This window comes from Altererythrobacter chaiwopuensis, from assembly GCF_054957755.1.
Genome location: NZ_JBTXJG010000001.1, coordinates 1,276,376 through 1,301,806, shown reverse-complemented (window position 1 = coordinate 1,301,806; position 25,431 = coordinate 1,276,376). Strand labels below are relative to the sequence as shown.

At 62.1% G+C, this 25,431-nt stretch carries 25 protein-coding genes; 16 read left to right on the top strand and 9 right to left on the bottom strand.

The window, feature by feature from the left end; all coding sequences use genetic code 11:
* Positions 1-405 precede the first annotated feature (405 nt).
* The 4 genes from ACX2DJ_RS06370 (at position 406) to ACX2DJ_RS06355 (ending at position 3,749) form a co-directional block, all read left to right on the top strand.
* Positions 406-1,500 (top strand): Acg family FMN-binding oxidoreductase, encoded by a 1,095-nt coding sequence (locus ACX2DJ_RS06370; RefSeq protein WP_462571619.1) that lies wholly within the window; start codon positions 406-408, stop codon positions 1,498-1,500.
* 76 nt (positions 1,501-1,576) lie between these two features.
* Positions 1,577-2,389 (top strand): M23 family metallopeptidase, encoded by an 813-nt coding sequence (locus ACX2DJ_RS06365; RefSeq protein WP_462571618.1) that lies wholly within the window; start codon positions 1,577-1,579, stop codon positions 2,387-2,389.
* Positions 2,386-2,787 (top strand): hypothetical protein, encoded by a 402-nt coding sequence (locus tag ACX2DJ_RS06360; RefSeq protein WP_462571617.1) that lies wholly within the window; start codon positions 2,386-2,388, stop codon positions 2,785-2,787. Before ACX2DJ_RS06365 ends, ACX2DJ_RS06360 begins: the two co-directional genes overlap by 4 nt.
* A 41-nt stretch (positions 2,788-2,828) precedes the next feature.
* Entirely contained in the window at positions 2,829-3,749 is a 921-nt protein-coding gene (locus ACX2DJ_RS06355; protein WP_462571616.1) for an alpha/beta fold hydrolase, read from the top strand.
* A 123-nt stretch (positions 3,750-3,872) separates the two neighbouring features.
* On the opposite strand, the gene ACX2DJ_RS06350 is transcribed toward ACX2DJ_RS06355, so the two are convergent.
* The 3 genes from ACX2DJ_RS06350 to ACX2DJ_RS06340 form a co-directional block, all read right to left on the bottom strand.
* Positions 3,873-5,258 (bottom strand): class II fumarate hydratase, encoded by a 1,386-nt coding sequence (locus tag ACX2DJ_RS06350; RefSeq protein ID WP_462571615.1) that lies wholly within the window; start codon positions 5,256-5,258, stop codon positions 3,873-3,875.
* Between the two features lie 297 nt (positions 5,259-5,555).
* The gene (locus tag ACX2DJ_RS06345) at positions 5,556-6,650 is read right to left on the bottom strand and encodes a hypothetical protein (RefSeq protein ID WP_462571614.1); all 1,095 of its coding nucleotides are present in this window, start codon (positions 6,648-6,650) and stop codon (positions 5,556-5,558) included.
* A gap of 98 nt (positions 6,651-6,748) precedes the next feature.
* Positions 6,749-7,999, bottom strand: a complete 1,251-nt coding sequence (locus ACX2DJ_RS06340; RefSeq protein ID WP_462571613.1) for a S8 family serine peptidase — start codon at positions 7,997-7,999, stop codon at positions 6,749-6,751.
* Between the two features lie 110 nt (positions 8,000-8,109).
* Between ACX2DJ_RS06340 and ACX2DJ_RS06335 the strand changes: the two genes are divergently transcribed.
* Positions 8,110-8,553, top strand: coding sequence for an RNA polymerase sigma factor (locus tag ACX2DJ_RS06335; RefSeq protein ID WP_462571612.1), 444 nt, complete (start codon positions 8,110-8,112; stop codon positions 8,551-8,553).
* On the top strand, positions 8,550-9,257 hold the full coding sequence (locus ACX2DJ_RS06330) for a transcriptional regulator (RefSeq protein ID WP_462571610.1): 708 nt from the start codon (positions 8,550-8,552) through the stop codon (positions 9,255-9,257). The genes ACX2DJ_RS06335 and ACX2DJ_RS06330 overlap by 4 nt, the downstream gene beginning before the upstream one ends.
* Positions 9,258-9,398: 141 nt before the next feature.
* On the opposite strand, the gene ACX2DJ_RS06325 is transcribed toward ACX2DJ_RS06330, so the two are convergent.
* Positions 9,399-9,749 (bottom strand): hypothetical protein, encoded by a 351-nt coding sequence (locus ACX2DJ_RS06325; RefSeq protein ID WP_462571609.1) that lies wholly within the window; start codon positions 9,747-9,749, stop codon positions 9,399-9,401.
* A 565-nt stretch (positions 9,750-10,314) separates the two neighbouring features.
* Between ACX2DJ_RS06325 and ACX2DJ_RS06320 the strand changes: the two genes are divergently transcribed.
* Genes ACX2DJ_RS06320 through ACX2DJ_RS06305 form a run of 4 tightly spaced genes read left to right on the top strand, consistent with a single transcriptional unit; the run spans position 10,315 to position 14,247 of the window.
* Positions 10,315-11,697, top strand: a complete 1,383-nt coding sequence (locus ACX2DJ_RS06320) for an MBL fold metallo-hydrolase RNA specificity domain-containing protein (RefSeq protein ID WP_462571608.1) — start codon at positions 10,315-10,317, stop codon at positions 11,695-11,697.
* The gene (locus ACX2DJ_RS06315) at positions 11,694-13,205 is read left to right on the top strand and encodes a thymidine phosphorylase family protein (protein WP_462571607.1); all 1,512 of its coding nucleotides are present in this window, start codon (positions 11,694-11,696) and stop codon (positions 13,203-13,205) included. Before ACX2DJ_RS06320 ends, ACX2DJ_RS06315 begins: the two co-directional genes overlap by 4 nt.
* Complete coding sequence (locus ACX2DJ_RS06310) at positions 13,202-14,101, top strand: ribose-phosphate diphosphokinase (RefSeq protein WP_462571606.1); 900 nt, start codon at positions 13,202-13,204, stop codon at positions 14,099-14,101. The genes ACX2DJ_RS06315 and ACX2DJ_RS06310 overlap by 4 nt, the downstream gene beginning before the upstream one ends.
* Positions 14,098-14,247 carry a hypothetical protein gene (locus tag ACX2DJ_RS06305; RefSeq protein ID WP_462571605.1) on the top strand — a complete coding sequence of 50 codons (150 nt, stop codon included), beginning with the start codon at positions 14,098-14,100 and terminating at the stop codon, positions 14,245-14,247. Before ACX2DJ_RS06310 ends, ACX2DJ_RS06305 begins: the two co-directional genes overlap by 4 nt.
* A 312-nt stretch (positions 14,248-14,559) precedes the next feature.
* Here ACX2DJ_RS06305 and ACX2DJ_RS06300 read toward each other — a convergent pair whose 3' ends face one another.
* The gene (locus ACX2DJ_RS06300) at positions 14,560-15,972 is read right to left on the bottom strand and encodes a helix-turn-helix domain-containing protein (protein ID WP_462571604.1); all 1,413 of its coding nucleotides are present in this window, start codon (positions 15,970-15,972) and stop codon (positions 14,560-14,562) included.
* A gap of 206 nt (positions 15,973-16,178) precedes the next feature.
* Here ACX2DJ_RS06300 and ACX2DJ_RS06295 point away from each other — a divergent pair, with 206 nt between their 5' ends.
* The gene (locus ACX2DJ_RS06295) at positions 16,179-16,988 is read left to right on the top strand and encodes a helix-turn-helix transcriptional regulator (RefSeq protein ID WP_462571603.1); all 810 of its coding nucleotides are present in this window, start codon (positions 16,179-16,181) and stop codon (positions 16,986-16,988) included.
* Positions 16,989-16,990: 2 nt separating this feature from the next.
* Here the strand turns inward: ACX2DJ_RS06295 and ACX2DJ_RS06290 are convergent, their stop codons facing one another.
* Positions 16,991-17,545 carry a TlpA family protein disulfide reductase gene (locus ACX2DJ_RS06290; RefSeq protein WP_462571602.1) on the bottom strand — a complete coding sequence of 185 codons (555 nt, stop codon included), beginning with the start codon at positions 17,543-17,545 and terminating at the stop codon, positions 16,991-16,993.
* 46 nt (positions 17,546-17,591) lie between these two features.
* On the opposite strand from ACX2DJ_RS06290, the gene argH reads away from it, so the two are divergent.
* The 4 genes from argH to ACX2DJ_RS06270 are packed head-to-tail and all read left to right on the top strand — an operon-like array spanning position 17,592 to position 21,315.
* Positions 17,592-18,965 carry an argininosuccinate lyase gene (gene argH / locus ACX2DJ_RS06285; RefSeq protein WP_462572561.1) on the top strand — a complete coding sequence of 458 codons (1,374 nt, stop codon included), beginning with the start codon at positions 17,592-17,594 and terminating at the stop codon, positions 18,963-18,965.
* A gap of 2 nt (positions 18,966-18,967) precedes the next feature.
* Positions 18,968-19,213 carry a hypothetical protein gene (locus ACX2DJ_RS06280; RefSeq protein ID WP_462572560.1) on the top strand — a complete coding sequence of 82 codons (246 nt, stop codon included), beginning with the start codon at positions 18,968-18,970 and terminating at the stop codon, positions 19,211-19,213.
* 17 nt (positions 19,214-19,230) lie between these two features.
* Complete coding sequence (lysA, locus tag ACX2DJ_RS06275; RefSeq protein WP_462571601.1) at positions 19,231-20,490, top strand: diaminopimelate decarboxylase; 1,260 nt, start codon at positions 19,231-19,233, stop codon at positions 20,488-20,490.
* A gap of 6 nt (positions 20,491-20,496) precedes the next feature.
* Entirely contained in the window at positions 20,497-21,315 is an 819-nt protein-coding gene (locus ACX2DJ_RS06270; protein WP_462571600.1) for a precorrin-2 dehydrogenase/sirohydrochlorin ferrochelatase family protein, read from the top strand.
* Here ACX2DJ_RS06270 and ACX2DJ_RS06265 read toward each other — a convergent pair.
* Both ACX2DJ_RS06265 and ACX2DJ_RS06260 read right to left on the bottom strand, forming a co-directional pair.
* Positions 21,282-22,247 (bottom strand): winged helix DNA-binding protein, encoded by a 966-nt coding sequence (locus tag ACX2DJ_RS06265; protein ID WP_462571599.1) that lies wholly within the window; start codon positions 22,245-22,247, stop codon positions 21,282-21,284. The genes ACX2DJ_RS06270 and ACX2DJ_RS06265 overlap by 34 nt on opposite strands.
* Before the next feature lie 93 nt (positions 22,248-22,340).
* Positions 22,341-23,630 (bottom strand): adenylosuccinate synthase, encoded by a 1,290-nt coding sequence (locus ACX2DJ_RS06260; RefSeq protein WP_462571597.1) that lies wholly within the window; start codon positions 23,628-23,630, stop codon positions 22,341-22,343.
* Positions 23,631-24,050: 420 nt separating this feature from the next.
* Between ACX2DJ_RS06260 and ACX2DJ_RS06255 the strand changes: the two genes are divergently transcribed.
* Complete coding sequence (locus ACX2DJ_RS06255) at positions 24,051-24,458, top strand: hypothetical protein (RefSeq protein WP_462571596.1); 408 nt, start codon at positions 24,051-24,053, stop codon at positions 24,456-24,458.
* A 46-nt stretch (positions 24,459-24,504) separates the two neighbouring features.
* Here the strand turns inward: ACX2DJ_RS06255 and ACX2DJ_RS06250 are convergent, their stop codons facing one another.
* Positions 24,505-25,431: a hypothetical protein gene (locus ACX2DJ_RS06250; protein ID WP_462571595.1), complete on the bottom strand. Its 927-nt coding sequence runs from the start codon at positions 25,429-25,431 to the stop codon at positions 24,505-24,507.

The following is a 25,431-nucleotide window of genomic DNA, read 5'->3' as shown; positions in this document are numbered from 1 at the left end:
CGGTTTTCCGCCACAAGACGTCATATCAGCGCATGCTGCCAGGATGCGCCGCGGAGGCTGTGTATACACCGTATATACAGCGCCCTTTAGCGAATCGTGGCCGGAAACAGGGTCAGAGGCAAATTTCGTGTGCCGATTTCCGCTCTGCGCCCCAATTCCAGACGCTAGGGACACTTCTGAGATCGCCTGAGGGCAGACTGGCCGCTATGCAACGTTAGTGCAGCGATTCCATGTCCAGGCATGGCTCAACCGCCACCCCAGGTTTCGCGCTGAGTGAAGGACATCTCTCGATCAACGCATTTGACGCTGGGCATGACCGCTTTGTCAGCGTTGATCGACGTCAATGCGGCAGTCTGGTAAGTTCGCCAATGCGGTAACGTCTCAAGTACCGGTAGGATATTAATCATGAACCGCAGGACGATGTTGGCAGGTGCCAGCGCGACCGTGGCTGTTGGCACGGGTCTTTATCTGGCTGGACGTGGGCCCGATTATGCCAAGGTGGTGGCCCCGATCCGTGCCGAAATGGCGGCGCGGAACAATGCCGACATGCATTATCTGGTGCATCATGCGGTGCTCGCAGCCAACAGCCACAACACCCAGCCTTGGCGGTTTCTGACGGGTGAGCGGTATATCGAGATTATTCCAGACAAGACGCGGGCAACACCGGTAGTCGATCCCGACGACCATCATCTTTTCGCAAGCCTTGGCTGCGCGCTTGAAAATCTGTCGCTCGCCGCAGCCGCAGCAGGCGCGCAGGCCGAAGCCAGCTTCGTCAGCGAATCCGCCGGACTGCGGATTGATCTTGAATCGAGGGAGGCACTCGTCGATCCACGCTACGCCGCGATCCGCCGCCGCCAATGCACGCGCGCCAATTTCGATGGTCGCCGGGTCGATCCAGCCACATTGGCGCAGCTGGACAAGGCCGCCGCTGTCCCCGGCTGCAGTGTGCAGCTGGTGACCGACAAGGCAGCGATGGACAAGATCCTTGGCCTCATTGTCGCCGCCAATACCGCCCAAATCGAGGATCCAGCGTTCGTCACCGAGCTGAAATCATGGATCCGCTTCAACGCGGCAAGCGCGGCGGCGACCGGCGACGGCCTGTATGCGGCCTGTTCGGGCAACCCGACATTGCCAGGCTGGCTCGGCAACATGCTGCTACCCTATGTGCTTACTGCGGAGAGCGAGAATGCGAAATGCATCAGCCAGGTACGCTCTTCGGCCGGCCTGGCAATCTTTGTCTCCGACAGCGACGACCCGGAACACTGGGTACAGGCCGGGCGTAGTTACCAGCGTTTTGCCCTAGAGGCGACATTGTTGGGACTGAAGCACGCCTTCCTCAACCAACCCGTCGAGGTTGTGCGTTTTCGCCCGCAACTGGCTGCATTGCTTGGCATCAGCGGACAACGACCCGATTTGATTGTGCGGTTCGGCTACGGCCCTGATATGCCCTTTTCGATGCGGCGACCCGTTGCCGCGGTGATGACGCAGGCAAGCGAATGATATGCTTTGGTTGATCCAATTTGTATTGCCGCTGGCACTGTTGTTGTTGCTGGCCTTGCGCCCAGCGCGACACTCGGTGACACGAACGTGCCAGATTGCAGGGACCGCCGCGATCCTGTTGGCACTGCACCTCGCCGGTTTCTGGATCATTCCCCCTTGGTGGACGCCCTGGGTCTATTGGGCCCTATTCGCTCTGGCGCTTTGGCGCGGTTGGGGGACTACCAATCGCACCGGTTTTAACGCCGCAGATGCCGCCATTGCGCTGTTCTGGGCGATGGTGCTTGGTGCAGGCGGATGGCTCGCGCTTGACGCCTATAGGGGGCGAACTCCGCCTACCGGCGAGATGGTCGAGCTCGCCTTGCCGTTGCCTCGAGGCCACTATCTGGTCGCAAGCGGCGGTTCGCGCGAGATGGTGAACGCACATATACGCACCTTGCCGCGCAGCACCGCGGGGCAGCGAAATTATTGGGGGCAAAGCTATGGCATCGATATCATTGCCATCGATCGCTGGGGTTTCCCGGCGAACGGCGACACGACGATCCTGAGCCCATGTAACGGGCGTGTGGTACGTGCCGAAAAGGAGTTCGCTGATGGCCGCCCCGTGCATCTGGATAGTCCCACCGCACGCGCGGGCAACCATGCGCTGATCCGCTGCGGAGGCTTTGACATATTGCTCGCACATTTCCGGCAAGGCAGCCTGAAGTTCAAGGCGGGCGACGAAGTACGGACCGGGCAGCCGCTGGCTCTCCTCGGCAATAGCGGCGCGTCGGATATGCCGCACCTTCACATTCACGCCCAGCGCCCCGGGACCGACGCAGCGCCCTTTTCGGGGCAGCCGGTGCCCATCAGGATTGATGGGCGCTATCTGGTGCGGGGTGACAGGCCGTGAAGCGGGCACTTGCAGCGGGCGCTCTCTATGCGGTTGCGCTTTTCGCGCTCGGCTTTTTGCTCGGCACATTGCGGGTCATGCTGGTGGTACCGATGCTCGGTGAGTTCGCAGCAACACTGATAGAGCTGCCGTTGATGCTGACTGCCGCTTATCTAATGTGCCGCTGGATTGTGCGGCGTTGGCGGGTGGCAGAGCGCGCAAGCACTCGTGCGGCAATGGCGCTCAGCTTTCTGCTCCTAATGCTGTTGTTCGAAGCGGTGTTGGGGCTGACCCTAATGGGCCGGACCGCGACCGAACAAGCTGCTGCTTTTGCCACTCCGTCCGGGCTTGCAGGGCTGGCAGCACAGACTATTTCGGCGCTCTTTGTTTTCCTCGTCGACCGGTCCGACCGGCGATGATTAATCTGGCCCGACGACAATGGCTATTGGGAGCCGGAGCGGTGGCCTTGTTGGGCGGCGGCTATGCCTGGACGCAATACCGGCAGGCCCTGTCCGCAGCCGAACGGCGGATCGCGGGAAAGAGTATGGTCGTCTCCGCACCATCCGGCCCGATCGAATATGCCGTCGCGGGGGACGGTCCGCCATTGCTCATGATTCACGGCACTGGCGGCGGGTTCGATCAGGGGCTGCTGTTTGCTGGCGCGTTGATGCGGCGTGGATACCGGATCGCTGCGCCCTCACGCTTCGGCTATCTGCGAAGCGGCTTTCCCGCCGACACATCGTTTGCCAACCAGGCCGATAGCTTTGCCCATCTTCTCGATCATCTCGGTATCGAACGATTGCCAGTGATCGGCGGATCGGCGGGGGCTTTGTCCGCAAGTGCTTTTGCGCTGCGCCATCCGGCGCGCTGTTCGGCGCTCGTACTGCTGGTGCCAGCCTGCAATGTCGACGGGCGCGATCCGGTGACGATGGGCGCGGCGCAGGAAAAGGCAGTGCGCGCGCTTCTCGCTTCCGACTTTCTCTATTGGTCCTTGCTGCATACTGCGCCCGAAACACTGATTGGCAATTTGCTGGCGACCGATCCTGCTTTGCTGCACAGAGTCGATGCCAGCGAACGCGCCCGCGCCTTTGCGATCCTGTCGACCATGATGCCGATAGCTGCACGGGCGAAGGGTATGCTCAACGATGCGTATCAGGCGGGGCATCCGGCGGAGCTGGATTTTGCCAAGATCGAACCGCCGGTCCTTTTGATCTCAGCCGAGGACGACCGTTTTGGCACAGCCGCCACCGCGCGCAGGATCGCGACGATTGTCCCGAAGGCTGAAATCACCATCCTGCCCGATGGCGGGCATATCTGGCTGGGCCATGACGTGGCGGTAGCTGAACGGATCGACCGATTCCTCGTCGCTAAGCGTACCTGAACCCGGTCGTCTCGCGAACAGCGTGAGAATCTTTTCGGCTGGTACATCGAGGCCCACCATGCGCCGCTGGGAACCTCAGAACAGGCGGGCAGCAAGCGGCCCAATGGCTGTCGCGGGAAATTTCTATACCATGTTACGCGGCGTTAGGAGGCGATCAAGGGTATCGGCATCAACCAATTCAAGTTCGAGCGCGGCTTTTCTCAGTGTCTGCCCGTTCTTCAGCGCGTGCTTCGCGATTGTCGCGGCGTTGTCGTAGCCGATTTCGGGCACCAGAGCGGTGACTAGCATTAGGGAGCGCTCGACCAGTTCGGCGATCCGCTCCTCGTTTGCCTCAATTCCCTCAATGCAACGGTGCGCGAAGCTATCCATCCCGACAGCGAGCAGCTCGATAGAATTCAGTACGTTCGAACCGATCAGCGGCATGAAGGTGTTCAATTCGAATTGTCCCTGCATTCCGCCTACCGTGGTTGCCTGGTGGTTCCCGATTACCTGCGCGGCGACCATCGTCAGCATCTCCACTTGCGTCGGATTGACCTTGCCCGGCATGATCGAACTGCCTGGTTCGTTTGCTGGTAGCGATAATTCACCCAGCCCCGCGCGCGGACCAGAGGCGAGCAAACGTATGTCATTGGCAATCTTGTTCAACGCGACGGCGAGGGTGTTTAGCGCGCCCGAGAAGGAGACCAGCCCGTCCTTGGCGGCGAGTTGCTCGAAAGCGTTGCCGGCCGGCCGGAATTGCTCGCCGGTGATCTTGGACAGCTCCGCTACCATATCATCTCGCCAGTCCTTGGGCGCGTTCAGCCCGGTGCCAACCGCCGTGCCGCCAATTGCAAGGACCATTAGGTCACGCTCTAACGAATCCTCGAGCCGCTCCTTGCAGCTTGCGATCTGCGCCGCATAGCCGGAAAATTCCTGTCCTAGCGTTAGCGGCGTCGCATCCTGCGTATGAGTCCGTCCGATCTTGACGATGTCAGCGAAAGCGTGCGCCTTACTGACGAGTGCCGAATTTAGCTTATCGATCGCGGGCAACAGCAGCTGGCGCGTTCTCAGCACCGCCGCGATGTGAAGCGCCGTTGGAAAACTGTCATTCGAGCTTTGCGACTTGTTCACGTGGTCGTTGGGATGGACCGGGTTCTTGCCCCCGCGGGTGCCGGCCAGACTCTCGTTGGCGATACCTGCGATCACCTCGTTTACGTTCATGTTGGTCTGCGTGCCGCTGCCAGTCTGGAAGATGGTGAGCGGGAACTGGTCGTCATAATGGCCAACACGAACCGCCTTCGCCGCGCTCTCGATCGCATCAGCTAGCTTCGCATCAAGGCCGTGCTTTCGATTAATCCGTGCCGCAGCCTGTTTAACCGCCGCTTGGGCGTAAACGATAGAGATCGGCATACGCTGATGTGAGGGAAAGGGAAAATTTTGAATGCTGCGCTGGGTCTGAGCGCCCCAATAGGCGGCAACCGGAACTTCTATTGTTCCGATGGAATCGATCTCGGTGCGCGTGTCGCTCATGGGCCTAACTAGAAATGCTTTCAGGGTCTGATGGGATACAGGTCGCCTAAGAGTTTTGAAAGAAGCTTGCCGCTTATGCAAGCGCGGGCCGCGCCTCAGCGGCTGCTTCACTTGGCTCGCCATCGAAAGGCGGACAGTCCGAACCTGGGTGGAAAGCGGACGTGAAGATCGTAGGACCGAAGCTCGGCCGACTTGCCTTGCCCTGAGTATCAAGAGAGAGGCGCCGGAAAGCAGCCATGGCGATCCAGCACCTCGTCCTATCACTGCGTTGCAGTTCAGTAGGCGGTTCTTCTGTCCTTATTCAGTCATGGCCGTCGCCATATCTTGTGCAGCGACCAGAGCATTCCCACTGGCAGAAAGATCGCCGGCCGGGATGAAATGCTGGGTATCGCCATCTGAGACCAGCACCCGCTCGACTTCACCGCGATTGTTCGCAACGATCTGTTTGACCTGACCCATCGGCACGCCTTCAGGTGAAACAACCGCCATGCCCGGAGAGATCGCGGTCATGCCCTGTGCAGCGCCAGCAACAGAGCCGGCAACGGCAAGTGGGGTGGACATGAAGCTGGCGGTAGTCTCGCCGTCACCCGAGCCTTCGCCTGTAACCGAAGCGGTAGGCAGTGCAGGAGCTGTAGGCAGACGTCCTGGAACTGAAGAAGCAAGCTGGGCTGCGCCTGCCGCCTGTCCTTCCGTGGTTGTCACGAACGAGCTCACCGTGTCGGCTCCGATCAACTGTGCCGAAGCAGCGCCGTTGCCCGAAGCATTGCCATTACCTGTAGTGCTCGCCGCAAACGGAGCAATTGGAGTGTTCGGGATGGGGTTGGTGACCAGGCTCGCCGATCCCTGCCCTTCACCCGAACCTTCGCCATTGGCCGAAGCGCCCAACATGGGCACGCTGCCCGGCTGCGCGGGAACCGCATTGCGCGCCTGATCGACCATTGGCGAGACCAGGGTGCGTGCGTTTCCGGCGGTGTCGCGGGCGCGGCCCACGGCATTACCAGCGGCCGAGCCGAGCGCATCGGTGCCAATCAGCTGTGCTTGCGCTTCGCCATTGCCAGCGGCGTTGCCGGTGCCGCCGGCCGAACCGGCGATCGCGCCGATCGGGGTTTCGGCAAGTTGTGCTACGCTGGCGGCTCCATTAACGTTGGCGCTGCGCCGCGCTTCGACCCGGCCAGAGCGGCGATCAACCGACTGGCTGCCTTCGGTGGCAGCATCACCGCTCGCCGCACCGCGAGTGGTGCTTCGCAACGTGTCGGTGGTGCGAGAGATTGTGCTGTTCAGATCAAGCGCCGAGCCAAGCCCACCGGTGAGACTACCACTACCAAGCAGCTGGGCATGCGCCGGTGTGGTAAAAAGGGTAAGTGCCGTGGCGGCAATCAGAAGCTTTTTCATGACTGAGTATCCTTTCCTTTTCAGCGAGCAGAGTTGCTGCCCGCTCAACAAGGAAACGGATCGTCGCGGAGGTTTAATTCATCGATCGGCGAAAAAATTCAGCGGGGGCGGCAGGAATCGCAAACGAGCCCTCGGCCGTAGCTCGCGTCCGGCCCTGGTTTGCCGAGATCCTTCGCCTCGCGATCGAGTTGCCTGCGCCAGTTGTTGCCCCCGTCGAGCGCGGCGGCCAGCCGGGCGGCAACGAGGGGGCTGGCGAAGGAGGTGCCGCGCAGCGAAACCTTCTTGCCGGTCGCATTGGGCCCGCGAAGGTCTGCGCCGGGTGCGGCATAATCAAGATGCAGCGCGCGACCGGCCTCGATCAACGGGCGATTGCGCCCGTCAACCGCGGTCACGGCAACAACGTCTTCATAAGAAGCGGGATAGGCAGGCGGCGCTGCCGGCCCGTCATTTCCGACTGCCGCCACCACCACTACGCCTTTGGCTTGTGCGCTGGCGACGGCGCGCTCCACCACAGCGTTGGGCGGGCCCACCAGGCTGACATTGACCACTTTGCTGCCCTGCATAACCAGCCAGCCAAACGCTCGCGCGATTGCCAGCGCATTGCCGCCAGCGGGATCAGCACCATATACATCGGCCACCCTGATGTTCCTTGCGCCCACGTGGTCGAGCAGTGATACCACCGCACTGCCATGATTGCTGGGCATCGGGGCCCCTTCGGCAAAGCCGCGCGTCGCGAGCACTTTCTGGGCTGGTCCCACCCCACCATCGATCACGCCAACTGGCGCTGCAATCGGGCCTGCAGCCGCTTGCACCATCGCCGACAGCGGCGCGGCGCCTGCGCCGCTCGCGAAGTAAAGATTGTCCGCGCTGATCGTCACACCGGGCATAAGTGTAACTAATTCGGCCTCGGCATCGGCCAGCTTGCGCCCATCAGGCAGCGCCAATCGTATCACCGCCAGATCGAGCCCTTCGATCTGTTCCGAATCCAGCATACGGTAGCCGACACGTGTGGCGGCCTCAATCGCCGCTTGGTTGGCATCCAACACCAGGATCTCGCCGCGCCGCGCAGGCTCGCCCTGCGCGTCGAGCTCGATCTTATCGCGATTGCGGCGCACCAAACGGTCGATACGTGCGTTGCGCAGATCGAGAAGACGCTGCGCTTCGCGAGCAATACCTCGTCCTACTTCCTGAACCGGATCAAGCACTTGACCAGTCACCGGATCGAGCACAGTCCCGGCCTGTGGTATCCGCACCTGTGGCAATCCCAGCTGTGCGGTTACCGGCGCCGCCAACAGGCCCAGGCCAATCGAAATCAGGAAAATCCGCAAGCGCATGTGGCACCTCTTCATCAATTTGTATTAAGCATGGATGAAACGGGCATGGCCATCCGTTTAATCCATGGAAGGCAAAGGCACTGAGCACCTCGTTCGAGCAAAACGTGTTGGCACTCCTGCCCCGATTGCGACGCTTCGCGATCGGGCTGGCGGGTCATCCTGCCGATGGTGACGACCTTTGCCAGATGACAATCGAGCGCGCGCTCGCCCGCCGCGACCAGTGGCAGGAGGGAACGCGCCTCGACAGCTGGATGTATCGGATCATGCGCAATATCTGGATCGATGAAAACAGGGCCCGCAAACGACGATCCGAGACATTTTTCCAAGAAGAAGCGGGGCTGGCTGTTGGCGGTGACGGTGGACAGGAAGCAATGGTGGCTCTGGGCGATGTTGATCGCGCCATGGCGCAATTGCCCCATGAACAGCGCGAGGCAGTGCTGCTGGTGATGGTTGAAGGCTATTCTTACAAGGAAGCCGCCGAAGTGGTCGGCTGCCCGGTCGGGACGCTCAATTCGCGGCTGGTGCGCGGGCGCGACGCGCTGATGAAACTGCTGGGAGACGAGTCATGAGTGTGACGCCGGAAGAACTCGCGGCCTTTGCCGATGGCGAGCTGTCGGGCGCGGACGAAGCCCGCGTTGCCGCCGCGGTCGCTGCCGATCCTGCGCTGGCGCGGCAGGCGGTGGCGCACCGCGCACTCAAGGCGAGGCTGGCAGGCCATTTTACCCCGATCCTCGATCAGCCGGTGCCCGACCGCCTGACGAAATTGCTGGCCAGCGAGAGCGACGACGGCGGAAAGGGACAAGTGGTCGAGTTCGCTGCGGCGCGTGACCGGCGCGAGGCGCGCAGCCGTCTGCCTGGCTGGGCCTGGGCCGGCGGTGCGTTGGCAGCCTCACTGGTTGCCGCACTGGTCTTCACCGTCGCCGGTCCGAACCACCCGAACTATGCCGAACCGCAACTCGCCGGCATGCTCGACAGCCAGCTGACCTCTAAGCAGCCGGCCAGTGCCGAAACCCGGATCCTGCTGAGCTTCCGCAACCAGGATGGCGAATACTGCCGCGCCTATTCGGCCGATGGCGGTGGCGGGATCGCCTGCCGCGACCAGCAGGGCTGGCGCGTCGAAACTCGCGGCGCTGCCTCGGGCGGGCAGCAGAACGATTACCGCATGGCTGGGAGCGAAGCCGAACTGCTCGCCGCCGCGCAGGACATGGCGCGCGGACCGGCGCTTTCGGCGGACGAGGAACAGGCTGCCAGTTCCGCTGGCTGGCGCGACTGAGCTCACGCCAGACGCTAGCGATCAGGCAACCACATTCAAATGCCGACCGCCCAAAGAGAAGGGCCGGCGCATGGCCGACCCTTCGGAGCGAACGGGCGTGGCGAGAGGAGGGTCAAGGGGTCATGCCCGCTCGCCCCAAGGTCAGTTGGCTACCGTGACGGTGCCCTGGCGATAGCCCTTCTTCGCCATAATTTTGATGTAATCGAAGCGCTCCTTGCGCAGTTCGACGCCGTATTCTTCCCAAGCTTCGCGCTGGTCCTCGATGTCAGATGCCTTTCGAAGATCGCGTGAAAGTTCTTTCTGCGCTTCAATCACGTCGATCCGGTAATCGAACCAGTGACGGTTCTGGATACCGGCGATCGGGCTTGTAATGATCAGCTTTTCCTCTTCGCGGGCGAACGCCTCTTCATGGAGTATTGGCAGCGCCGCCTGCGCTGCAGCCCCGATGGTCAGGGCAACAAAGGCGGTGAGCTTCGCGACAGTCTTCATCATCGTTCTCCTGTTTGTCCCGGCGTGATCGTGCCGGTCACAGGAGAAACGAAGCGGCCTCGCGGTTTAATCCGTCGCCAGCAATTATTTGAATTTTTGCTGATGGTCGAAAGCAAGCTCACGCATTACCCGGCCCGGGTGAGGAAGCAACAAGGTGCAGGCTCAAAACCTGGTTGCACTGGTTTAACATTCGGCGGCTCCTCGCGCCCATCGGCAACGTCCCGCCTGCCGAAGCCCAAGAGCGCTATTACGCCATGCTAGACGAACCCCCCATAGCTGCGTAACTTAATCCAAATGGCCTCCAGCAATCCCGGGATGGTTCAGTTGATGGCTATACCATGCTCCTCCCAGGTATATTCTACAATAGGAGCAGCAGGAGACCGATGATGGCCGAAGCAACTTTGGGAACCTGCCGGGTTTCATTGCAGGCGCCATCGGGAGCTTCCTTTACGGCTGGTATGCGGCAGTTCTGCTGGTTCCGCTGCACCGCTTCTTCAGCTCCAGATGAGTGAATAGCGCGCAATCGACTCAACACTGATCCGCTGGGGATTGGGAATGGAGGGACACTATGAGTATGTCAGAGAGGCCTTCACTCAGATTTCTTGGCGCGACGGGAACCGTAACGGGTTCACGTTACCTGATCGAGGCCGACGGGCGGCGCATTCTGGTCGATTGCGGCCTTTTCCAGGGCTACAAGCAACTCAGGGAACGCAACTGGAAGCCGTTTCCGGTTCCCCCGAAATCTATCGACAGCGTGCTGCTCACGCATGCTCACCTCGATCATTCCGGCTATTTGCCGGCGCTGGTCAGGAACGGCTTTCGCGGCAAGATTTACGGTACTCCGGCGACATTCGAACTGTGCGGTTTGCTGCTGCCCGACAGCGGACACCTGCAGGAAGAGGAAGCGCGCTATGCCCAGCGCAAGGGTTATTCACGCCACGCCATCCCCAAGCCGCTCTACACGAAGGAGGATGCCGTGGCCGCGCTCGGACATTTCCAGCAGGTCGCATTCGATAGCAACCTCGACCTTGGCGGCGGCATTTCGGCACGCTTCATTCCTGCTGGGCACCTGCTGGGAGCGGCGCAGATTCGTCTGTCCGTGAAAGGGCGAACGGTGCATTTCAGCGGCGATGTCGGCCGCGATTCCGATCCATTGATGCGCGGGCCACAGCCATTCACTGGCGCCGACATTCTCGTGTGCGAATCCACTTACGGAAACCGGGTTCATCCGCGCGGCGATGCCGAAGCCGAGCTGGCGGAGGTCATCAACCGAGTGGCCCGTCGCGGCGGCGTGATCGTGATCCCCGCTTTCGCGGTAGGCCGAATCCAGGGCCTGATGCTGCAAATCGCCCGGCTGCGCGAGCGAGGCAAAATTCCCTACATCCCTGTCTATCTCAACTCTCCGATGGGCACGGACGCCACTCAAACCTATCACGACCATCACGACGAGCACCATGTCAGCCGCGAAGACTGCATGGCGATGTTCAATCTGGCGGAACGGGTGCGAACGGTCGAGGAATCGAAGGAACTCAATCGCCGCCATGGCCCGATGATCATCGTTTCAGCAAGCGGCATGCTTGCCGGCGGCCGCGTGATGCATCACGTTGCCAGCTTCGGACCGGATCCGAAAAACGCTATCGTGCTCAGCGGCTTTCAGGCGGGCGGTACACGCGGCGCGCTGCTGGCGAGGGGTGAGCGGCACTTGCGGCTGTTTGGCCGCGACGTCGAAATCCTGGCCGAGGTGGTTCAGCTCGAGGGCATGTCAGGCCATGCCGATGCCAATGAACTGATCGCCTGGATGGGTGAGGCAAAGCCTCCCGAAATGACATATATCACTCACGGCGAGCCCGACAGCGCCGACGCGTTGCGATTCCGCATCGACCATGAACTCGGTTGGCATGTCCGTGTGCCCGAACATCTCGAACGGATCAGCCTGGAGCGGCCGATTTGACCGGCAATTTTCATACGCTTCCCGTCGTGCGTGCCGGTATCGACACCTACCGGCAACCGGTTGTTTACATGCGCGAAGATTGTCACCTGTGCCGGGCGGAGGGCTTTTCAGTACTCACGCAGGTCGCGATCTCCATCGGGAACCGCTCGATCATTGCGGCTCTTAACGTGGTAACCGGGGCGGACTGGTTGCCGCCCGAAACCGCCGCGCTCAGCGATGCCGCGTGGAATCTGCTGGGCGCCAGCACTGGCGAAATCGCAATGTTCGCGCACCCTGAGCCACCGGCGTCCGCCTCGGCCATCCGGACCAAGGTCTATGGCGGGCGGATCGATGACGAGGCGTGCCGCACGATCGTTGGCGATATCGTCGCTCGCCGCCTGTCCGACCTCGACCTGGCCGCCTTCATTACCGCATGCGCCGGGGACCGCCTCGACCTCGCCGAAACGATTGCATTGACCCGGGCCATGCAAGGGGCCGGCAAGACGATCGACTGGGGCCAGGGTCTGGTGCTCGACAAGCACTGCGTCGGCGGGCTGCCGGGCAACCGCACCACGCCGATTGTCGTGGCGATTGTTGCCGCCGCCGGATACCGGATACCGAAGACATCGAGCCGTGCGATCACCTCGCCTGCCGGCACCGCCGATACGATGGAGGTGCTGGCGCCGGTCGCGCTCGACATCGCGGCCATGCGCCGCGTCGTCGAAAGCGAAGGCGGCTGCATCGTTTGGGGTGGCGGCCTCGATCTGAGCCCCGCCGACGATCTCCTGATCCGGGTCGAGCGGCCGCTCGATTTCGACAGCGACGGGCAACTTGTCGCGAGCATTCTTTCGAAGAAGGCTGCCGCCGGATCGAGCCATGTGCTGATCGACATGCCGGTCGGTCCGACCGCTAAGGTGCGAAACAAGGAAGCCGCGAAGGCGCTATCCGACCGGCTGCTGGCCGTGAGCGAGGCCGTGGGTATTGGCCTGCGCGTTGCTGTCAGCGACGGATCGGCCCCGGTGGGGCGCGGCATCGGCCCCGCGCTCGAGGCGCAGGACGTGCTCGCCGTGCTGCGGCGGGATTTCGATGCGCCAGTCGACCTGCGCGAACGGGCGCTCGATCTCGCTGGCGCGGTGCTCAACCTTGCGCAGGCCAACCACGGCCATGGCCGCGACATAGCGCGTGAAATCCTTGAGAGCGGCGCGGCGGAGGCAAAGTTTCTGGCGATCTGCGAGGCTCAAGGCGGTTTTCGGGAGCCGAAGATTGCGCCGCATCATGCGTTCGAGGTCGCTGCGGTGGGTGGAAGGATCACAGCGATCGATAACCGGCGCATTGCGAAAATCGCAAAGCTGGCCGGTGCGCCCGGACGCAAAGGTGCCGGCGTGCTCCTGTTTGCAAAACCTGGCGACAGAATCGAAACCGGCCAGCCGTTGTACGAGATCTATGCGGAAACCCGGGGCGAACTTTCCTGGGCGCAGGATTATGCCCGGTCCGGCGCTTCACCGTTCCAAATCGGCGACACGCCATGATCCGAATTCTGGCATTTCCCGAGTTACTCCCCTTGGCCGAGCGCATTGCAGCGCCGTCAGGTGGGCGAGCTCAGCCAATCGATATTCATCGCTTTCCCGATGGCGAAAGTCTGGTCACGCTGCCCGACGGCATGGCCGGGCAGGATGTCGCCATACTCGCCACGCTGAACAATCCCGATCCACTGGCGCTGCCGCTGCGATTTGCTGCGGAGACTGCAAAGGAACTGGGCGCGCGCAGCGTCGGGCTGATCGCGCCCTACCTCGCCTATATGCGGCAGGACCGGCGCTTTTCACCGGGGCAGGCGGTCAGCGCGCCGCTGTTCGCCCGTTTCCTTGAGGAAAGCTTCGACTGGCTGGTGACGGCGGACCCGCACCTGCACCGGATCCATTCCCTGAGCGATCTGTTCCGGATTCCGGCGCATCGAATTGAAACTGCACCTCTGCTAGCCGAATGGATCGCCGCCAATGTGCCAGATGCCGTGCTGCTCGGCCCGGACAGCGAGAGCCGGCAGTGGGTGGCGCAAGTCGCCCGCCTGGCGGATCGGCCCTTTGAGGTCCTGGAGAAGCGCCGCAGCGGCGACCGCAACGTAGAAGTCAGCGTTCCGCATAGCGAAGCGCTCCTCACCGGAACGCCGGTGATCCTAGACGATATTGCATCGTCGGGGCGGACATTGATCCAGACAATCGAGCGGCTGCGGGCAGCGGGGACCAGCCCGCCGGTCTGCCTCGTGATCCACGCGGTGTTTGCCGGTAATGCCTGTGCCGATATCCTTGCAGCGGGCGCTGCGCGAGTCGTCACAACCGACTCGATACCGCATGTCACCAATGCGATTTCGCTTGCGGGAGTACTTTCAACGGCCAGCCGCGAAATGCTGGATTCAGAGGTGAAGCCATGACCGATCACGCCCAATGTCACCATGTCCATGACGGCCACTCCGGCCATGAAGTGAAGGTCAGCGCAGGCGACAGGGTCGACCTTGGCTCCTTCCAAAAGGTGGTGATCTCCATGAAATCCCCACCCGGTCGTATTTCCATTTCCTGATTAAGCTGATGAATCAAAAACCGAGTTCACTCGCAAGGCCGATGCGGAAATATCTCTCCTACGCGGTTTTCATCGCACCGTCGGCAGAGCTGAGATCGTAGCAGCTAGCACTGAGTGTGTGGGCCGCTAGCTTGGCTCGCGTCAAACATCGCAAATCTTAAAAAGCGCTCCCGTCAGACTCTCGTCAAAACGAAAAATTGTCACATGAGACGCGTTCGCTCAGAACTGCGTCCACCACCCCTTTCCATAGCCATTCCCAGGCTGGCGCGCGCGCAGCCGCTCGGCCAGCCTTCGAAGCGAGGCAGCAGTGCGTCAGTCACGCAGCTCGTAAGGAACCACGCCGCGGCGGAACAGGTTGACTTCGATGTGCTGGTCGCTCGGCGGATAGGCTCGCTGGTCGCAATTGGTTCTCGGGCAAATCCTGCACGACACACCGATAAGCGTGGCAGCACCGGGAGCATCGACATCGATCGTATCGGCGTAGATGAACTCGCTGGCATGTTGCACTTCGCAGCCGAGCGCCACGGCATAGCGCCGCGGGTTACGGTCAAATCGGCCCGATGTTTTGACCAGCCCCTTGGCGATCGAGACATACCGCACGCCATCGGGGGTCTCGGCCAACTGGACCAACACCCGGTCAGGTATGGCGGCCGCTTCATGCGCGATCCACAATGGGCACGCACCACCAAAGCGGGCGAACTGGAAGCGCGTGGCGCTGTGCCGCTTGGTAATGTTGCCCGCCATGTCGACCCGGCAGAAGAATATCGGCAGCCCGCGGGCGCCATCGCGCTGCAGGGTCGAAAGCCTGTGGCAGGTCTGCTCGAAGCTGGTCCGATAGAGCAACGATAGCCGATCAATGTCATGTCGGAACTCGCGCGCCGAGCGGCGGAAGTGCTCGTAGGGCATCAGCACCGCGCCCGCCGCGTAATTCGCCAGACCGATCGTCAGCAATTCGCGCGCCGCCTCGGTCCTGAGCCGGGCGGAATTGGCGATCTCGCGGATCGTCCCACCCAGTGACATCGCGGCCACGTGATAGGCGATCTGGAACCGAATTCCCGAAGCCGGCTGGCCCGAATCGACATGCAGTTTCTTGCCACTGGCATCGAAATTGCGGAGCGTTTCACCACGTTCAACCAGCACCTCGACCCCGTGCCGCTCCATCAGGTGCCGACGCATCGATTCGCTGGTCAGCAGGCCCTCTTCCCCGCCAATCGAACGGGCCAGCAGCTCTGCGGAACGATCCAGCTGATCAACATAGTTATTCGACAGGTGGAACCAGTCCCGCACCTCTTCCCACGGCAACCGCGAGCCTGACGGCGTATCGACCGAGATCGCCTCATCCACCATCTCGAGTCGCTGGCTGGCTCTGCGGAATGCCTCATGCAGCTCGACAAAGCGGCGCGCGAATGCCGGTTGCTGTTCGGCCAGCTTGGCAATGGCGTCGGGCGAAAATGGCTCGCTGAAGACCGGATCACCCACCGCCTCGCGCAGCGAGACGGCCAGCTGTTCGGTATCGTCGCTTGAGAAATCCTGCCACTCGACCGGGAACAAGCGCGCCAGCCGCTCGACCAGTTTTGGTGTGAGTGGCCGGTCATCGTGCTCAAGTTGGCTGAGATATGATGGACTTATCGAAAGCTGCTGCGCCAGCTCTGCCTGCATGAGACCACGATCCTCGCGGATCTTATGCAATTGCGTGCCGGCAAAGAGTCTGCGCCTGTGGACCATGGGGCATGGATACTTTGCAAAGTCTGACTTTGCAAATTTGCAAATTAACATTGGACGGTGAATTTCCTTTTCTGCATCCAACCGATTGCCAGAGGTGGCTTGCCGGATACGGCGGGGCCCCTCGGCCTTGCAGGACTGGAGCGCGGCCACACCGCCGCCCGATCCGGCAGCGCCTGCATCTGACTTGCAAAGAAAGGGATTCTGTCATGGCCAGCAACGTACTGAAACTGCGCAGACCGGATCAACTCGCCGAACCGGCAGAGATGCTCGAATCGGTATCCATGCGCGGCAAGCCCGATGTTCTTGATGCCGCGATTGCGTTTGATTGCATTGCGAGGAATCGGGGCATGCGGATCACGATGTGGCACGATATTTCGTCGCAAGAGCCAATGGTCGATGCCGATGGTCAGGCGCTCAATTCCCGCGTGTTCGGATGCGATGCACAGGATGGCGCATTGTGGGAAGACTATGACAAGGCGCTGCGTTCACAATTGATTCGTGCCTGCCGGGTGGAAAGCGAACCGTTCTGGGTCAACCGCGATGGATTCCGCACCCGCTGGCAGAATGAATTTCTCGCCGAGATCGATCTCGAAGATTTTGAGGCGCGTTCGCTGGTCAAGGCTGCGATCGTGGTGCCGCTGCATCTGCCGTTCGGCCAGATCGCCGCTGTCGTTTTTACCAGCCTCGACCAATCGCGAGAGGATCTTTCCGGCGAATTTGCGCAATATGGGCAAATGCTCTCGGACCTCGCCCGCAGGTTCGTGGCCGGTTATGTCAACGCAATGCGCGACAACCCTTATTTGCCAACCGAGAATGTGCTCACCAATCGCGAAATCCAGTGCCTGCGCTGGGCGGCTTTCGGCAAGACGGATTTCGAGATCAGCATGATCCTCGAATGCAGCCATGCAACCGTGCGCTACCACATAAAGCGGACCTGCGATAAGCTTGGCGCGGTCAATCGCGCGCAGTCGATCTTCCGCGCCTGCCAGCTGGGCTATATTGGCGCGGTGAACTGAAGTCAGCGCGCGGCCAGCGCCTCGTCAATCGCGGCGAGCGCTTCCTCGCTGTCCCAGTGGTAGCCGCCAGTTACGCGGAGCACCTCCTTGCCCTCAGCGTCAAACAGAACGGTGGTGGGCAGCGTGCCGCCATAGGCAAAGCCCAATTCATTCGCGGGATCGAGCCATGGTTCGAGATGGGTGAACTTGCGCGCCGCGAAGAAAGGCACCACCGCATCTGCGCCGCGCATATCCTGGCTCACCGTGATCACGCGCAGCTGCCCGTCTTTCATCGCCGCCAGCTCATCGAGCATGGGCATTTCCACCACGCAGGGCGCGCACCATGTCGCCCACAGGTTCAGCAGCACGGGCTGGCCCTGTAGCGCGCCCAGGTTGAGCTGATTGCCATCGGGATCGCTGACATTCACCGCCGGCATCAGCTCGCCAGCAAAGCTGCGATCAATCTCGCCGGTCAACTCCTGCTTGGCCGCGCCCAATTGCTCCTGCTGTTGCGCGCCGCCCTCAGCGCCACTATCGCAAGCGGCCAGAAACAGCGCCGAGGCACAAATGAGCGGCAAGCACCAAGATACCGGGCGGAATGACAGCAATGCAGGCTCCAATCAGATGTGGGGCGGAAGGTTTGCACAGGGGCCTAGCGCGATCATGCGTGAAATCAATGCCTCGATTCCCTTCGACAAGGCGCTGTGGCGGCAGGATATCGCGGCGTCGAAGGCGCATGTCGCCATGCTGGGCGCGCAGGGCATCGTGTCGGCGAGTGATGCGGCAACGATCAGCGAGGGGCTGGACCATGTTGCCGAGGAATACGCCCGCGACGGCGTGCCCGAGGATTGGGACCTTGAAGACATCCACATGACCACCGAGGCACGTTTGGCGGAGCTGGTCGGTCCGGTGGCAGGCCGGCTGCACACTGCACGCAGCCGCAATGACCAGGTGGCCACCGATTTCCGCCTGTGGGTGAGGGATGCGATCGACCAGGCCGATGCCGGGCTCAAGGCTCTGCAATTGGCACTGGTGGAGCGCGCGGGGGAACACGCCGCCAGCATCATGCCCGGCTTCACCCATTTGCAGACTGCGCAGCCAGTGACGCTGGGCCACCATTTGATGGCCTATTACGAGATGATCGCGCGCGACCGCTCGCGCCTTGCCGATGCCCGCGTGCGGATGAACCAATGCCCCTTGGGCAGCGCGGCGCTGGCCGGCACAGGCTTCCCGATAGACCGCAATGCGACCGCGCAGGCATTGGGCTTTGACGGGCCGACCGCCAACAGCCTTGATGCTGTATCCGACCGCGATTTCGCACTCGATTACCTGATGGCGGCAAGCCAGGTTTCGCTCCACCTTTCGCGGCTGGCCGAGGAATTCATCATCTGGGCCAGCCAGCCCTTCGGCTTCGTCCGCCTGCCTGACAGCCTTTCGACCGGCAGCTCGATCATGCCGCAGAAGAAAAACCCCGATGCCGCCGAACTGGTGCGCGGCCATGCCGGGCGCGTGATCGGCTGCGCGACTTCGCTGATGGTGACGATGAAGGGCCTGCCGCTCGCCTATTCGAAGGATATGCAGGATGACAAGCCGCCAGTATTCGAGGCCGCCGGCCTGCTTGCGCTCAGCATTGCGGCTATGACCGGAATGGTCGCCGAGAGCGAGTTCCGCACCGAGCGGATGCGCCAGGCTGCCGAGCTCGGCTATGCCACCGCGACCGACCTTGCTGACTGGCTGGTGCGCGAGGCCGACATTCCCTTCCGCGAGGCGCACCACATAACCGGTGCGGCGGTGAAGCGTGCCGAGGCAGATGGCGTAGCGCTCGATCAATTGCCGCTCAAAGTGCTGCAGGCGATTGATAGCCGGATCGACGAACGCGTTTATCAGGCACTTTCGGTCGATGCCTCGGTTGCCTCGCGCGCCTCCTATGGCGGGACCGCGCCCGATCAGGTAAAGGCGCAAGTGGCGCGTGCAAAGTCGCGCCTGGACAAGGAATGACAATGCGCGCCCGCTTTCCCATCGCCGTCTTGATGTGCTGCCTGGCGCTTGCCGCGTGCGGGAAGCGCACCAATCTCGAGCCGGCGGCAGGCCAGACCCTGCCGCCCGCGCCCTATGGCAGCGAAACCGCACCTGAGGCAGAGGAACTGCTCGAAATGGAAACGCTCGCTGCGCCAAAGCGGAGCGTCGAGCTGAGGCGGCGCTCTGAAGAACGCCAGGACGATCCTTTCGATCTTCCGCCCGAGTGAGCCAGACCGGAACGAAGATGGACCATTTCGAACTGAAGAATGGCGTGCTTCACGCCGAGGACATGCCGCTGCCACGCATCGCCGATGATGTCGGCACCCCAGTCTATGTCTATTCGCGCGCCACGCTGGAACGCCATGCGCGGGTGTTCCGTGAAGGCCTGGATAGTGTTCCCGACAAGCTGATCGCCTTCGCGGTCAAGTCAAACCCCAATCTTGCCGTGCTCAAGGTGCTGCAACGCGAAGGCTTTGGCGCCGATGTTGTCTCGGGCGGCGAGCTGATGCGCGCGCTCGCAGCCGGCATGGCGCCCGAAATGATCGTGTTTTCAGGCGTAGGCAAGACCCGCGCCGAGCTTGAACTTGGCCTCGACAAGCATATCGGCCAGTTCAACATCGAATCGCGTGAGGAAGGCCGCGAGCTGGCCGTTCTGGCGGCGGCCCGCGGCGAGCGGGCACCCGTCTGCCTGCGCATCAATCCCGATGTCGACGCGAAGACTCACGAAAAGATCTCCACCGGCAAGGCCGAGAACAAGTTCGGCATTCCGCTGGTGCACGCGCGCGAGGCATTTGCCGAACTGGCCGCGCTTGACGGGCTGAACCTGCGCGGAGTAGCGGTACATATCGGTAGCCAGCTGCTCGATCTCGAGCCGCTCGAAACTGCCTTCGCCAAGGTTGGCCAGTTGGTGGAAGACCTGCGCGCAGCCGGGCACACCATCACCCATGTCGATCTGGGCGGTGGGCTGGGCGTACCCTACAAGGCGGGCGAACATCCGCCCTCCCCGGCCGAATATGGCGCGATGGTGGCGCGAGTGACGAAAGACTGGGGCGTGCACCTGACCTTCGAGCCGGGCCGTGTGATCGCGGGCAATGCCGGGGTGCTGCTGACCCGTGTGGTGCGGGTGAAGCGCGGCGGCAATGGCCCGCCCTTCGTGATCGTGGATGCAGCGATGAACGATCTCGCGCGCCCGGCGCTGTACGGCGCATGGCACGATTTCGACGCGGTCCAGCCTTCAGGCGAGCGCATGACCGCAAACATCGTCGGGCCGATCTGCGAGACGGGTGACACCTTCGCAAGCGATCGCGATTGCGATGCGCTGGTCGCGGGCGATCTTGCCGTGTTCCGGACTGCGGGCGCCTATGGCGCGACCATGGCAAGCAGCTACAATTCGCGGGGGTTCGTGCCCGAAGTGCTGGTTGACGGCGATCGCTACGCCGTGGTGGCTGACCGGATCGCGGCTGCGGCGATCATGGATGCCGAGCGCGTCCCCGACTGGCTCTGAGCGGCAATGATAAACTCGCTGCCACTATTCCACCGCATCCAGGGCCAGAAGGTGCTGGTGCTGGGCGATGGAGAAGCGGCAGAGCCCAAGAAGCGGCTGGTCGAGCGAGCGGGGGGCATCGTCGAGCATGACATGCAGCGCGCCATCGACGAGGGTGTGCGGCTGGCCTTCATCGCCTATGACGATCCGCGCGCCTGCGAGAATGCAGCGATCAACCTACGCTGCGCGGGCATGCTGGTGAATGTGGTCGACATGCCCGAGCTGTGCGACTTTACCACGCCCAGCATTCTCGACCGCAATCCCGTGCTGCTGGCCATCGGAACGGGCGGTGCTTCAGCGGGCCTGGCAAAGCATCTGCGCTTGCGGCTCGAGCGCATCCTTCCCCAGAGGCTGGGCGAACTTGCCAGCGCTCTCAACGCATCGCGGGCGAGGCTGCGCAAGATATTCCCGGATGGCGCCAACCGGCGGCGCGCGCTTGACGATGCGCTGCGCGAAGGGGGCATGCTCGATCCCCTGCGTGAAGATGCAGCCGCAAAGGTCGATCAATGGCTGGGCGAAACCCGCCCAGATGTTTGCGGGCGGCGCGAGATCGTGCAGCTTTCAAGCACCGACCCTGAGGAGCTTACGCTGCGCCAGGCACGCCTTCTGGGCGAGGCTGACACGCTGCTGATCGATGGCGATGTGCCTGAAGCGGTATTGGCCCGCGCCCGCGCCGATGCGGCGCGATACGGGCTCGATCAGGCGCCTGCTGCACAGTTGCACGGCCTGACCGTGGTGATCATTGCACCCGGTCAGATCGTTCCAGGCCCGACTTCGGCAAAATAGCGCGCCATCGCATCGCGGGCCTTATCCGTCAGCGAAATGAAGGCGCGGCGCCTGTCGCCCAAATCCTCGACGCGCTCGAACAGTCCCGCTTCGGTCATCTGCCGCACCCACCTGAGCGCGGTAGTGGGCGGCACGCCCGAAGCAATGCAGAGGGAGGTAACGGAAACCTTGCGCCGCTCGGCATAGGCAGCGGTGAGATCCAGCAGCATGTCCCACGCCGGATCGCCGAACAGTGAGGGGTCGAAAAATTTTCCGCGCGCCTGGCGGTGGCGGATAATCTGGCGGACCAGCTGCGGATCGGGCAATCGGGGCTTGGCCGACGGATCCCGCAGCGAATTGTCATCGAACCCGCGAAACGCGCTCCTCGCATCGCTTACTTTGCCCGGATCATCGGCGATTGGCTGGGAGCTCCGCGAAAACCCTTCCAGTTGCCGCGCAATCGCTTCGACCTGCTGGGTCAGGCTGAGCAGCGCCGCGCGGTCATCCTGCGACAATTCGCGCACCCGCCCGCCCGAAACATTCGCCATCACGCGGCCCATCGCCACCACGCAGTCCGCGCGCGTGGGATCGACGAGCAACTGCGGTGCCGACTGGTCGAAACAGGCGAACACATCGTCCAGCGCCTCAAGCGATGTCGAAACGATCAATTGCGCGCCGGATCGCGCTATCCGCATATCGAGCCGTGCCAGCGCGGCCATGGTGGCTGCGTCCACCACCGGGCAATCGAGCATCACCACATCGCCAAGCAGGGCGATTTCGCCATCAAGCAGCTTCGGCAACCTGCCCTGGTGCACCACGCGCAGGCCGGCCCCTGTCAGGTCCCCTGCCAATTGCTGGCGCAAACCATCTCGATCGGAAAAGATCGCTGCCGAGGCAGCAAGCCCGGCCGCATCGCTGGCTGGAACATACGCAAAATCGGCTGGCGTGTGCATGCGGCCTGGCCCTCAACCTGTTGAATTGACTGGAACAGGATAAGAACAAATACGGATCAGGTCAAGAATTTAACTCTCTGCCTGCGTATTGCATCAATCCATGAAGGGATCGCGCACCAGGATCGTGTCATCGCGTTCGGGGCTGGTCGAAACCAGCGCCACCGGAGTTTCGATCAATTCCTGCACACGCTGGATATATTTGATCGCATTGGCGGGAAGGTCGGCCCAGCTGCGCGCACCAGCGGTCGATTCCTGCCATCCTTCCAGCTCTTCGTAGATCGGTTCGACCGCGGCCTGATCCGCCGCATGCGAGGGAAAATAATCCATGATCTTGCCGCGCAGCCGGTAGCCGGTACAGATCTTGACCGTTTCCAGCCCGTCGAGCACGTCAACCTTGGTCAGCGCGATGCCGGTCACTCCGCTGATGGCGCAGCTCTGGCGTACCAGCACCGCATCGAACCAACCGCAGCGCCGCTGGCGCCCGGTGACGGTGCCGAATTCATGGCCGCGTTCGCCCAGCCGCTGGCCCACCTCGTCATTCAGCTCGGTCGGGAACGGCCCACTGCCGACGCGGGTGGTGTAGGCCTTGACGATGCCGAGTACGAAGCCAGTCGCATTGGGGCCAAGCCCGCTGCCCGATGCGGCGGTGCCGCTGACGGTGTTGGAGCTGGTGACGAAAGGATAGGTGCCGTGATCGATATCGAGCAACACGCCCTGCGCGCCTTCGAACAGGATGCGCGCGCCGGCCTTGCGCACTTTCTTCAATCGCTTCCACACCGGCTGGGCAAACTGCAGCACGAAGGGCGCAATCTCGCGCAAATCTGCCAGCAACCGTTCGCGGTCAACCGGCGGCTGATCGAAACCGGCACGCAGCGCATCGTGATGCGCGCACAGCCGGTCAAGCTGCGGCTCTAGGTGATCGAGATGCGCCAGGTCGCACACGCGGATCGCGCGGCGACCGACCTTGTCCTCATAGGCCGGGCCGATCCCGCGGCCAGTGGTGCCGATCTTGCCGCTGCCTGCGGCAGCCTCACGCAACCCGTCGAGGTCGCGGTGGATCGGCAGGATCAGCGGGCAATTGTCAGCGATGGCGAAATTGTCGTCATTGATGGTGACGCCCTGGCCTTCGAGTTTCTCGATCTCCGACTTGAGGTGCCACGGGTCAAGCACCACGCCGTTGCCAATTATCGACAGCGTGCCGGTGACAATGCCGGATGGAAGCAGGCTGAGCTTGTAGGTCGTGCCATCGACCACCAGCGTGTGGCCGGCATTGTGGCCGCCCTGGAAACGGACCACGGCATCGGCGCGGCTGGCGAGCCAGTCAACGATCTTGCCCTTGCCTTCATCGCCCCATTGGGCACCGATCACGGTTACGTTGGCCATGCTTGTGCTTCCTCACCTGCCAAGGTGATCCTCGCAGTCCTTCGACAGGACTCGACTACGGGATGGAAATAGAGAGGCAACGGTGCCTCGAATGCGCCGCGCGGGTTAGAGCGGCGGCGGCATCCAGTCAAGCAGGTCGAGGCCGTCTCCCAAATCCTGCAGGATGGAACACATGGAACACTGTCCATGGACCGAAAAGCCTTTGCACGCGATGCCGTATAATTTAGCGTTAATTCATGGGGTTGCAGGGCATTTTCAGGCATTCAACCGGCTTGGCATGAAACGCCCGATGTAGGAAAGCTTCAGACAAATTGTTGAGCTGCCGGAGTCGCCCGAAAAGCGCAGCTATTGGAAAGCCCGCTTGCGACCAGTTGCGGCCATTGTGTGGGCGATGTTAATGTGCACAGTCGGAGGCCGGTCATGAAATTGGCGACACGCTATGGATTGGCAGGGATCGGTGGGCTTGCGCTTCTGTCCTTTGGGCACTGGCTTAGGGAAATTGGGGCAATTGTCGGACAGCCCGGAAAATATCTACTGGGTGTGCTCCCAAATTTCGCTGCCGCCATAGCCATCGCTTTCGTGCTTTTAAGCATTTGGACGGACCGAGATGAACCGTTGACCTTTCCAGTGGCTTGCCATCGCTTTCTGGTATGCGCGACAATGAGCGGTTTCGGGCTCGCCGCTTGGGAATTCGTGCAGCTGACGGGTGACAGGCTTGTCTTCGACCCCCACGATATATCAGCAACGGGGATTGGGCTCTGCGCTGCTGGTTTGCTGTTCCTAGCCCTGACCCCTAGAATGATGGATGGTGAAGGTCAGAGCGGATAGCCGCCGTTCGGCTCCCCACCCAATCCTAGACATTGGGCAAGCGCCTCTACCCCGTCCTTGGGATTTTACACGCGGAGGCATGGCCCAGTCCGCGCTTGATCGCGGGGAATACCCGCGACGAGGCCGCCGCCAGCGATAGCTCGGTGCGCACAGAGCGGCCGAATTGCGCCTCCAGCAGGCCGCCCAGCTCCGCCGCGGCCGCGATATCGCCCGCCGCGATGGCAGCCCCGAAATCATAGGCCGCCGCATCCGCCTCGCTGTCAGGCCGCCCATGCAACGCATTCTCGATCCTTTGGGGATCAAAGCCCTCGGCCAGGGCAAAGCGGCGCACGATCTCCAGGCATGGCCCGCAATCTTCCGCACGGGTCGAGCCGAGCATGGTCATCAACATCGTCTCGCGCGGCGCGCTGTAATGGTGTCCTGAAAGCACCATGAAATGCTGGAACGCTTCGGTGGCAAATCCGCCCGCATTAGAGATGTCGTCAAGATAGGCGTCGGCGGGGGCAGCGATCCGGCGCGCGAACTTGAGGAACATCGGTTTGGGCAATGGCGCTGGCGATATTCGTTGGCGGGCCAATTGGACCCCCAGCACGATCCACACCGCAATCGCCGGCCCGAGCACACCCGGTGCATCTCGCCAGAAAATGTCCGGGCTGCAGATGCCCGTCAGCACTTCATAGATATGCAGGATGCCGTGCAGCGTCAGGAACAGGTTCCCCACGACTGCACTGCCCCAGCGCAGCGCCGGGTTGATCGCGGCATAGGCTAGCACCAGCCCCGAAATCGCGAATGCAATGCCGATGTCCTGGATGAAATGGCCGTTGGGCGGGCCTGACGCCTTCACCGTGTCGACAAAATCATACCAGCCGAGCGGATCGGTCAGCATGAAAACGCCGTTTGCCAATGCAAACAGTGCGGCGAATCCAAGCACGGCTTGCACAAGCCGGTCGAGGCCATCAAACTTGCCAAACAT